Source organism: Duganella callida (genome assembly GCF_004614165.1).
GTDB lineage: Bacteria > Pseudomonadota > Gammaproteobacteria > Burkholderiales > Burkholderiaceae_D > Rugamonas > Rugamonas callida.
In genome coordinates this window covers 1-10051 of record NZ_SPVG01000175.1, presented here as the reverse complement: position 1 = coordinate 10051, position 10051 = coordinate 1, and the positions used below count along the sequence as shown (strand labels likewise).

General features: G+C 66.6%; 7 protein-coding genes and 1 pseudogene. 1 reads left to right on the top strand and 7 read right to left on the bottom strand.

The window, feature by feature from the left end; genetic code table 11:
- The 7 genes and pseudogenes from E4L98_RS17000 to E4L98_RS16970 all read right to left on the bottom strand — a co-directional run.
- Positions 1 to 313: pseudogene (locus E4L98_RS17000) on the bottom strand (helix-turn-helix transcriptional regulator); the annotation flags it as partial.
- Positions 314 to 315: 2 nt separating this feature from the next.
- A complete protein-coding gene (locus tag E4L98_RS16995; protein ID WP_135202735.1) occupies positions 316 to 1014 on the bottom strand; it encodes a winged helix-turn-helix domain-containing protein in 699 nt (232 codons plus the stop codon).
- 190 nt (positions 1015 to 1204) lie between these two features.
- Positions 1205 to 1849 carry an NF038129 family PEP-CTERM protein gene (locus E4L98_RS16990; RefSeq protein WP_135202734.1) on the bottom strand — a complete coding sequence of 215 codons (645 nt, stop codon included), beginning with the start codon at positions 1847 to 1849 and terminating at the stop codon, positions 1205 to 1207.
- A gap of 19 nt (positions 1850 to 1868) precedes the next feature.
- Positions 1869 to 4868, bottom strand: coding sequence for an ExeM/NucH family extracellular endonuclease (locus E4L98_RS16985; protein ID WP_135202733.1), 3000 nt, complete (start codon positions 4866 to 4868; stop codon positions 1869 to 1871).
- A 124-nt stretch (positions 4869 to 4992) separates the two neighbouring features.
- Entirely contained in the window at positions 4993 to 5949 is a 957-nt protein-coding gene (locus E4L98_RS16980) for a TIGR03790 family protein (RefSeq protein WP_135202736.1), read from the bottom strand.
- A 131-nt stretch (positions 5950 to 6080) separates the two neighbouring features.
- Positions 6081 to 7502 (bottom strand): mannose-1-phosphate guanylyltransferase/mannose-6-phosphate isomerase, encoded by a 1422-nt coding sequence (locus E4L98_RS16975; RefSeq protein WP_135202732.1) that lies wholly within the window; start codon positions 7500 to 7502, stop codon positions 6081 to 6083.
- Between the two features lie 3 nt (positions 7503 to 7505).
- Complete coding sequence (locus E4L98_RS16970) at positions 7506 to 8660, bottom strand: nucleotidyltransferase family protein (protein WP_135202731.1); 1155 nt, start codon at positions 8658 to 8660, stop codon at positions 7506 to 7508.
- 243 nt (positions 8661 to 8903) lie between these two features.
- On the opposite strand from E4L98_RS16970, the gene E4L98_RS16965 reads away from it, so the two are divergent.
- The coding region (locus tag E4L98_RS16965; protein ID WP_135202730.1) for an acyltransferase family protein at positions 8904 to 10051 on the top strand (1148 nt) is incomplete at its 3' end.

The following is a 10051-nucleotide window of genomic DNA, read 5'->3' as shown; positions in this document are numbered from 1 at the left end:
GACAGAGCCAGGCCGGCAGGCGCGGCAGCTGGCGGCGGTGGCGCGCCAGCCGCAGCGCCAGGCCATCGTCGCGGTGGCTCAGGCGCTCGCGCAGGGCCACGTCCAGCACCGTGCTGTGCAGGCATTCCACGTGCCGCAGCTCATCCTGCTCGCCGAACTGCAGGCAGACCATCACCTGGTGCGGCAGCAGCGCCTGCAGCGGCCCCTGCGTCCACAGGAAGAACTGGCGCGCGTCCTGCAGCGGCAGCGCGGCCTCGATCGCGTGCAGCAGATACTCCTGCTCCAGCTTGCTCAAAATGACCAGCTGTTCCATGCTCACGCCTGCGCCGCGACAAAGCGGTAGCCGCTGCCGCGCACGGTCTGGATGCGCTGACGGCAGCCGCACGGCTGCAGCGCGTTGCGCAGGCGGCCGACGTGGGTGTCGACCGTGCGCTCATCGACCTCGGCGGCGTTGCCCCACACCTGGTCGAGCAGTTGCGCGCGGGTGTGCACGCGCTCCGGGTGGCTCATCAGAAAATTCAGCAGCTTGAACTCGACCCGGCCCAGCGCCAGCTCGCGCGCGCCGGCGGTGACGCGCTGGGTGCCGGGATCGAGGCGCAGGCCGGCCAGCTGCAACGGCGCGCCGGCGTTGTCGTGCGCATGCCAGCGACGCAACAGCGCGTGCACGCGCGCCAGCATCTCGCGCGGGCTGAACGGCTTGGTCATGTAATCGTCGGCGCCGCTTTCGAGCGCCATGATCTTGTCGGGTTCGCCGCAGCGGGCGGTCACCATCATAATCGGCAGAAACCGCGTGCGGCTGTGGGCGCGCAGGCGGCGCACCAGCGACAAGCCCGACTGGCCGGGCAGATTCCAGTCCAGCAGCAGCAGATCGGGCAACTGGTCTTCCAGCATCAGCAAGGCGGTTTCGGCGTCCGGCGCGCGGCTGATATGGTGGCCCGCCAGGCCCAGGTTGAGCGCCATCAGCTCCTGGATCGCGGGCATGCTTTCAATGATGAGTATATTGGCGGCTGGCATAGCGTCCCCTCTAAAGGAAATACTATGCATTAAGCAATCTGGCTTTACTAATATGATTTCTCTGGCCGATTCAGAGCTTGCCGATATAAATGAAATCCGGGGTCAGTTCTGCCAATCGCACACGAGCCCAACCGTAGCGCAAGCTACGGTTGGGCTTGTGTGCGATTGGCAGAACTGACCCCGGATGGGCTTAGACTGGCTTGCGGCGGCGTGCCAGACCCAGCAAGGCGAGGCCGCCGGCCAGCATGGCCCAGGTTTCCGGTTCCGGCACCGGCGCGGCCAGCGCCGGCAAGGTCGGCGTGCTCAGCAGTGGCGCGGCCGCCACAGTGCCCTGGTCGGCCACCAGGCCGGCGGTCCAGTTCAGCTGCAGCAGCGAACCCGACGCGTCGGTCGTGCCCAGGTAGGCGCTGGCGTCCGAGTTCATCAGGCCAACCGAGAAGGTCGACTGGTTGGCCTTCTCCGTAGGGTCGGCGGCGCCGCTGAAGCTGACGTTGAAGCCGATCTTGCCGCCGAAATTGACCGCGTGGAACAGGTCATTCCAGTCGCTCGTGTTGGCGAGGGTGTAGCCGCCCGCCAGCGAACCGGTGACGTCACCGTTGAGCTGGGCGCTGGCGGCATCGCCGAAGCCGGAGAAGTCGCTCAGCGTGACCGCCGCCCACGGCGTGTTGCCAGGACCCGGGTTGAACTGCAGGTCGATCCAGCCGCTGCTGCCGTAGTCCGCCACCAGGCTCGCGGTATCCAGTTCTATGTGGTAGGTCGCCGCGGAAGCCAGGCTGGCCAGGGCGCTCAGGGCCAGCGCCAGCGCGCCGCGGCGCAAATTCATCAGGGTGTGCATGTTGGTCTTTCCTTACCGGTTAAAAGGTGCCGCTGAAAATTTGTGGGGTGTAGCTGATCGCCGCGCTGCCGGTCTTGCTGAAGCTGACCGCCACGCTGACCGTCGCGCCGGCCGCCAGGCCACTGTTGACCGTCAGGTAAGGCGCGCCGTTGTGCTCGCCGCTGGCGCCGGCCAGGGTCACGCCCGCCGGCAGGCCGCTCAACACCAGTTGCAGCGGGCCGTCGATGGCCTTGCCACTGGTGTTGGTCAGCGTCACCGTCGCGTTCCACTTGTTGGTGACACGGTTCAGGATCGCTCCCGAGCTGACCGCCTTGACGCGGGCGCTGACGTCGCTGTACGGCGCCTGCAGGTTGAGGCTGATCACCACCGGATCGTGGTCGGACGCGCGGTACGGCGCGCTGGTGTACTTGTCCTGCGGCTTGCCATCGGTGTTGTAGTCGATCACCGGCGGTTCGTCGGCGTTGTTGTGCCATTCGGCCGCATCGACCACCTGCGGGCTCAGCGCGGCGCTGGCCAGCGCGTGGTCGAGATAGCCCGATTCACCGTTGAACACGAACGAGTACGGCATGGCGCCGCCGCCGCGCACGAAGCGCTCGAGCTGGTTGACGAAGCCGGTGGCGGTGATGGCGGCGATCGGGTCTTCCATGCCGTACGAGTTGAAGTCGCCGATCAGCAGCACTTTCGGATCGCCGGCGGCCGCCACCACCTGCGGCACGAAGGTGTTGACCAGGCGGTTGGCCTGCTGCACGCGGGTGGCGTTCCAGCAGCTCTGGCTGTCGTTCTGGTCGGCGTCCGCGCCGCCGCCGGTCGGGCAGCTGCCCTTCGATTTCAGGTGGTTCACCACCAGCGAGAACTTGACGCCGTCGGCGGTCTTGAAGGTCTGCGCCATCGGCGGCCGGTTGTTGATCGCATCGGCGTCGGACAGCGCGCTGCCCACCAGGGTCAGCACCGACGGCTTGTAGATCATGGCGACGCGGATGGCGTCGGTGCCGGTGGCGGCCGGCTTCGGCACCACCGCATAGGTCTTGACGCCGGTGCCCGGCGAGATCGCTTCGTTGAGCAGGTCGACCAGCTTGGTGACCGTGTACTCGCCGCTGTTCTGGATTTCCATCAGGCCGTAGACGTCGGCGTTGATGGCCTTCAGCTCACCGACGATCTTGGCGCTCTGGCGATTGAACTCGTTCAGGTTGTCGGCGCCGCGGCAGTTGGACTTGGCGACGCTGCTGCCGAGCGCGCAGCCCTGGCCGCTGTGGCCCTCGATATCGGTGCCGTCGGTAAAGGTGGTGAAGTAGTTCAGCACGTTGGCGCTGGCCACCTTGACGTTGCCGGCCACCAGCGCCGGCGGCGCGCTGCGCGGGTTGTCCTGCGAGAACACCGGCGCCGCGGTCGGCTGCAGCTTGAAGCCGGCGCCGCCGCCGCCCTTGGCGCCGAAATCGACCACGCCGGTCAGGCCCGACACCGTGTCGCCGGCGCGCAGCGAGCCGTCTTCGCCCAGGTAAGGGATGGTGGTCGGGGTGACGAAGATGCCGTCGTCGAGGATGATCTGGTTTTGCTGGTTGGCGGCGGCCTGGGCGATCGCCTCGGCCGTGCGTGGACGGTAGCGGTTGGAGGCGATTTCCAGCCGGCCCGCGGACAGCGTGACTTCGCCGCGGTCGCCCAGGTATTCCAGCTGCGACACGGTCAGCGCCTGGCTGAAGCGCACCAGCATGCCTTCCACCTGGCCCAGGTCCGCGTGCGGCAGCTGGACGTTGGTCGGCGTGACGCTGAGGCCGGCCGCGAGCTTGGTGATGGCGCTGACGTTCTGCAGTTCGGTATACGAGCGGGTCGCGCCCGACGGCGTGTACTCGGCCACCGCGGCGGTGACGCGCACCTTGTCGCCGACCTGCACCGTGCCGATGTTGGCGGCGCTGGTGAACACAAAGATGCCGTCCGAGGTCAGCGGGTTGCCATCGCCGTTCGGGTCCTGGATGAAGAAGCCGGAGCCGACCTTGGCGGTGACCACGCCCTCGGTGGTCTGCACCGTGCCGGCGAACGGGCTGGTCTGGCCCTCGCCCTGGATCTGCATGATGGTGTTGGTCACGCCGGCGGCGGCCGCCACCTTGACGCTGACCACGCAGCTGGTTTCCTGCGCCTGGTCGTTGCCGAACTTGATGCTGAGCGGATAGGTGCCGGCCGGCACCGAGGCCGCCACGCTCAGGCTGGCGGTGGCGGTGCCGCCCGCGCCCGCCGCGGCGACGAAGTTGACCAGGCTGATGCCGGGCACGGCCGCCGAGGTCAGCGCCGCGCTGTTGACGGTGCCATCGGCATCGGTGGCGCTGATGTCGGCGCTGCCGGCCACGCCCAGCGCCAGCGAGACGTTGGCCGGGCAGGTGGCGACGATCGGCGGCGCCACCGGCGCGCCGCAGACATTGAGCGCGCTGGCGCTATTGCGCGGGGCCGGCGTGACGATGCTGAAATCGCTGGCATTGTTGTCGCTGTCGGTGCAGCCGCCGTTGGCGCGCAGCGCGCCGGTGGTGTTGCTCAGCACCGGCGTGGCCGTGCCCTCGGCGAAGTTGGCGCCGCCGAAGCCGATGAAGTCCAGCACGCCGGCGGTCGGCGCGGTGCCGCTCAGTGCGCCGGTGCCGTTGACCAGCGCCACCTTGCCGGCGGTGGCGCTCATGGCGATGGTGCCGCTGGCGTCGGCCGTCGGCAGCGGATCGGTGCCGCCCGCGCCCACCGCTTCCTGCACCAGGTAGTACTGGCCCGGCTGCAGCTTGACGTTGCCCAGCTTGGTCACCTGCCAGCTGCTGCCGGCCGCGCTGGCGTACTGCACGCTCAGGCCGTTCAGGTCGACCACGCTGCCGCCGCGGTTGAACAGCTCGATGAAGTCATTGGTGTATTTGGCGCCGCCGTTGCCGCCGCCGCCGTACACCTGGCTGATGACAAGTGCCGAATCGGCCGCGAAGGCCGGGACCGACAGGGCGCTGAGCAGTGCGGCTGCCAGCACGGTGCGCGCTGGCGCGGGAAGGATTTTTTTCATGGCGGAAGTGGTCTCGCAATATGGACAAATTGTTTTCGAAGCTTGCAATTTGCATATTAAGACTTCGTCATGACGGCATCATGACGCGCCATTAGTCCGGCCGGACTAATGGCGCTCCCCACGCTCAGCGGCGGTACGGCGCCGCCAGCGGTTCGCCGATGAACACGCCCTGGGCCGGCCAGGCCACGCTGCGCCAGTACGCCTCGATGGCGCTGGCGCCGCGCAGGTAGTGCGACAGCAGCACGGTCGGCTGCGGGAACTTCTGCCAGTAATTGCACGGCTCGCTCACGGTGCCGTAGCTGGCCGTGGCGCCCGCCTCCAGCCAGCGCAGGCTGCTCATCTGCGAGCTGCCCAGCAGGTCGCCGCCGAACGACGTCAGGCTGTCGGCCAGCGCGCCGGGCAGAAATCCTAGTGTGTCCAGCCGGGCCACGCGCGCCATGCCGGTCTGGTAGATCATGATGTCTTTTTCATTTTCCAGCACGTCGGCCGATAGCCGCTTGATGGTCAGCTTGCGCGCCGGCAGCGTGCCGGCGCGCGGGAAAAATGGCGCGCGGCTGTTGCGCGCGGTCTCGCTGGTGGTCAGGTAATAGGCCGACGCCGCCGGCATGCTGAAGCCGGCCGCGACGCCGCGGTCGATCAGCGCCTTGGCGCCGTCCACCGAGTCGGTCGGCAACAGCATGGCCAGCCGCAGGCCGTGTTCGGTGTAGGGCTGCGGCCCGGCGGCGTTGAAATACGGATTCGGCTTGCCCGGCCCGCACGGCGCGCCGCACAGGCTGCTGTCCAGGCCCAGCGTGTAGGCCGCGGTGATGCCATTGCACTCCACCGCATACGGCGCGGTCCACACCATCAGCACCGCCTGGATGTGGGGGCCGAGACGGGCGTCGATGTGCTCCTTGAGCTGGCGGAACTGGGCCGCGTCGAGCTTGCGCGGATGGTCGGGGAGGCGCACATGCACCACATTCTCGGCCGGCACGTTGCGCGCCTGGCGGTAGTATTCGCCGACCTCGACGCTGTTGGGCTCGTCGTCGTTGATCACCAGCGCCAGCTGGGCCGGCTTCAAGCCAGCGGCCGGCGCCACCATTTGCGCCTGGGCCACGCCCAGGCTGCAGATCAGCCCGAACAGGCCGCATAGGATTTTGAACAGCAACAGTTTCCGCTCCCAGGTTAATTGATTACGAGAAACTGTAGCATAGGCGGCCGGTTCGGCCCAGCTCAACTGCGCTGGTAGACGTCCTCGAAGCGCACGATGTCGTCCTCGCCCAGATAGCTGCCCGATTGCACCTCGATCAGGTGCAGCGGCAGCTTGCCCGGGTTTTCCAGCCGGTGGTTCATGCCGATCGGGATGTAGGTCGACTCGTTTTCGGTCAGCAGCGTGACCTGGTCGCCGCAGGTCACGCGGGCGGTGCCGCTGACCACGATCCAGTGCTCGGCGCGGTGATGGTGCATCTGCAGCGACAGCTTGCCGCCGGGGTTGACGGTGATGCGCTTGACCTGGAAACGTTCGCCCAGGTCGATGCCCTCGTAGCAGCCCCACGGCCGGTACACCTTGGTGTGGTGCAGGTGCTCGGTGCGGTCCTGCTGTTTCAGGTGGTCGACAATCTGCTTGACGCGCTGTACCTGGCTCTTGTGCGCCACCAGCACCGCGTCGGCGGTTTCCACCACCACCAGGTCCTGCACCCCGACCACCGCCACGATGCGGCCTTCGGCGCGCACCAGCGAGCCGCTGACCTGGTCCAGGTAGACGTCGCCGCGCGTGACATTGCCCTGGGCGTCGGCCGGCTGCACTTCCCACAGCGCCGACCAGGAGCCGACGTCGCTCCAGCCCATGGCGGCCGGCACCACCACCGCGTGGCGGGTGCGCTCCATCACCGCATAATCGATCGAATCGGCCGGGCAGGCGGCAAACGCGGCCTCGTCCAGGCGGCAGAAATCGAGGTCGCGGTAGCTGTGCTCGACGGCGGCGGCGCACGCCTTGGCCATGGCCGGCTGGAATTCCTGCAGCTCGCTCAGGTAGCTGGCCGCGCGGAACAGGAACATGCCGCTGTTCCAGTAGTAATTACCGGCCGCCAGGAAGCCCTGCGCCGTGGCCAGGTCCGGCTTTTCGACGAAGCGCTCGACCGCGAAGCATTGGCCGTCGCCGGCGTCGACGACGGCGCCGGCACGGATATAGCCGTAGCCGGTTTCGGCGGCGGTCGGCACGATGCCGAAGGTGGCCAGGCGGCCCGTCTGCGCCACGCGCGCGGCGGCGTCGATGGCGGCGTGGAACGCCGGCACGTCAGTGATCACGTGGTCGGCCGGCAGCACCAGCATCAGCGCCTCCGGGTCCAGCGCCTGCAGGAACAGGGCGGCGGCGGCCACCGCCGGCGCGGTGTTGCGCGCCACCGGTTCCAGCAGGATGCCCTGCGGCGCCAGGCCGATCTCGCGCAGCTGCTCGGCCACCAGGAAGCGGTGCTCGTTGCCGCAGACGATCAGCGGCGCCATCAGCTCGGCGTGGTCGCGCAGGCGCAGTGCGGTTTCCTGCAGCATGGTGCGCTCGGACACCAGCGGCAGCAGCTGCTTGGGCAGGGCCGCGCGCGACAAGGGCCACAGACGGGTGCCAGCGCCGCCGGACAGGATGACAGGATAAATTTTCATGGACTAAACACTCTTATGGATGGAGACGATATTTTTTTCCAGCCGCCGCTTGCTGCGGCGGTCACGCGCATTGGCCCAGGCGTCGGGATCCACTTCCGACACGTGCTTCATGTCGCCGGCGCGGCCGACACTATAGTCTTTAAACACGATCATTTCGTCGAGTGAAACATTCGGTAACACTCGCGTGTACTCGAACAGCACGCTGCGGCGCAGCGTGGCGCCGCTACAGATATGGCTGCCGCTGCCGATCCAGGTCGGGCCAACGATGGTCACGTTGCGCTCGATGCGCGTGCCCGAGCCGATATAGACCGGGCCTTCAATGGTGGTGCCTTCCCAGTCGATGCTGGTGTTCAGGCCCACCCACAGGCCGTCGTTGATCTGGATGCCGGGCATGTCGAGATGGGCCACCTCGCCCATCAGCACGCTCTGGCACACTTCCCAATAATCGCTGACGGTGCCGATGTCGATCCAGTTAAAGGCGCGGCGCTGAGCGTAGAACGGCAGCCCCTTGGCCGCCAGCAGCGGGAACAGGTCGGAGCCGATGTCGAAGTTTTCCTTGCTCGGGATCAGGTCCAGCACCTCGGGCTCGAAGATGTAGATACCGGTGCTGGCGAAGTTCGAGCGCGCCTCCTCGCGGCTGGGCTTTTCCTGGAACGACTGGATGCGGCCATCCTTGTCGGCCACCACCACGCCATAGCTGGACACCTTGTCCCACGGCACCTCGCGCGTGATCACCGAGGCCAGCGCGCCCTTGCGCCTGTGCTCGAACAGCGCGGATTTGATGTCGAGGTCGATCAGGGCGTCGCCGCACATCACGATCGTGGTGTCGTCGAAAAAGCCGCCGAACTCCTGAATCTTCTTCATCCCGCCCGCCGAGCCCAGCGGCTGGGGCACCACCTCGCCCTGGTCGTTGGTGTACCCCTCGAACGAGTAACCGATCTGCACCCCGTACTGATACCCCTCGCCGAAATAATCCTCGATCTTCTCGTGCAGGTAACTGACGTTGACCATGATTTCCTTGACGCCGTACTTGGCCAGATGTTCGATCAGATAGGCCATCACCGGCTTGCCCAGGATGGGTATCATCGGTTTGGGCAAATCATAGGTCAGTGGACGCACGCGTGTTCCCTTGCCGGCCGCAAGTATCATTGCTTTCATTCCGAGTCACTCCTCTTCAAATATTGGTTGGCGCAACTGGGCGGGTCGCAACCTCTTTGCGGGCATCCGGCCGGCGCCGGCTTGCCGCGTGGGCAATGTTACAACGTTTCATGCATTCAGTGCAATTGATGTGCGGCAACAGAAAATCGCGGTTTACGATATTTAGACATACTAATGTTGCAATGCAATCTGTACAATAGTCATCCTGACTTTTTCTTATTTTGACTACGAGGGAGCCTCACCATGCCATCCGATATCGGGCAGCATACCATTGCCGCGCGCATGCTTGAAACCAACAACCGCGCCAGCGGTTTCGATTACCTGCGACTGATCCTGTCGCTGTCCGTCATCCTGTGGCACTCGTACGTGCTGAGCGAGGGCCGCGACGCCGCGCACGCGTTGTCGGCACTGCTGCTGGTGCCGGTGCGCTCGATCCTGATCTGCTTTTTCGCGCTCAGCGGCTTTCTCGTGGCCGGCAGTTTGCTGCGCTGCAAAACCCTGTTCATGTTCCTAGGCCTGCGCGTGGTGCGCATCGTGCCGGCGCTGTTCCTGGAAGTGACACTGTCGGCGCTGCTGCTGGGGCCGCTGGTGACCACGGTGCCGCTGGCCAGCTATTTCAGCAGCCAGGAATTCCACGCCTACTTCCTCAACATCGTCGGCGTGATCCACTACACCCTGCCCGGCGTGTTCACCAGCAATCCCTTCCCCAACGTCATCAACGGCCAGCTGTGGACCATCCCGTGGGAACTCGAGTGCTACATCGCGCTGTCGCTGCTGGCGCTGTTCGGCCTGGTCGGACGCCGCTACGGCTTTGCCGTCGTGCTGGCGCTGATCCAGGCGTATTTCCTGGCGCGCGGCCTGCTGCGCCCCGATTCGGCCGCCGACTTCGTGCCGGGCCAGGCGCTGATCATGGCTTTCCTGTATGGCGTGGCCGCGTATGTGTACCGCGACTGGCTGCCGCACTCGCTGGCGCTGTGCGCCGCCGCCGTGGCGCTGAGCGTGGGCTTGCTGCTGTGGCAGAAAGGCGCGCTGTTGGCGCCGCTGCCGCTGGCCTACCTGACCGTCTACCTCGGCCTGCTGAACCCGCACAAGGTGGCGCTGATCCGCAGCGGCGACTACTCCTACGGCCTGTACCTGTACGGCTTCCCGCTGCAGCAGCTGGTGGCCCACTTCGGCCCGGCCTACCAGCACTGGTGGCTGAACTTCGGTCTCGCGACCGTGCTCGGCTTCGGCATCGCCTATATCTCGTGGAACTATGTCGAGCTGCCGGCCAGCCGCCTGCGGCCGCACCTGCAGGCGCTGGAACAGCGCTATCTGCAGCTGCGCGCCCGGCTGCTGAGCGCGCTGGGGCGCCCGCGCGCGGCATCGAGCAGATGTGCGCCGACACCTGG

Coding starts and splice junctions, on each gene's coding strand:
- E4L98_RS16995 (WP_135202735.1), bottom strand. CDS start 1,014: ATGCCAGCCGCCAATATACTCATCATTGAAAGCATGCCCGCGATCCAG.
- E4L98_RS16990 (WP_135202734.1), bottom strand. CDS start 1,849: ATGCACACCCTGATGAATTTGCGCCGCGGCGCGCTGGCGCTGGCCCTG.
- E4L98_RS16985 (WP_135202733.1), bottom strand. CDS start 4,868: ATGAAAAAAATCCTTCCCGCGCCAGCGCGCACCGTGCTGGCAGCCGCA.
- E4L98_RS16980 (WP_135202736.1), bottom strand. CDS start 5,949: ATGGTGGCGCCGGCCGCTGGCTTGAAGCCGGCCCAGCTGGCGCTGGTG.
- E4L98_RS16975 (WP_135202732.1), bottom strand. CDS start 7,502: ATGAAAATTTATCCTGTCATCCTGTCCGGCGGCGCTGGCACCCGTCTG.
- E4L98_RS16970 (WP_135202731.1), bottom strand. CDS start 8,660: ATGAAAGCAATGATACTTGCGGCCGGCAAGGGAACACGCGTGCGTCCA.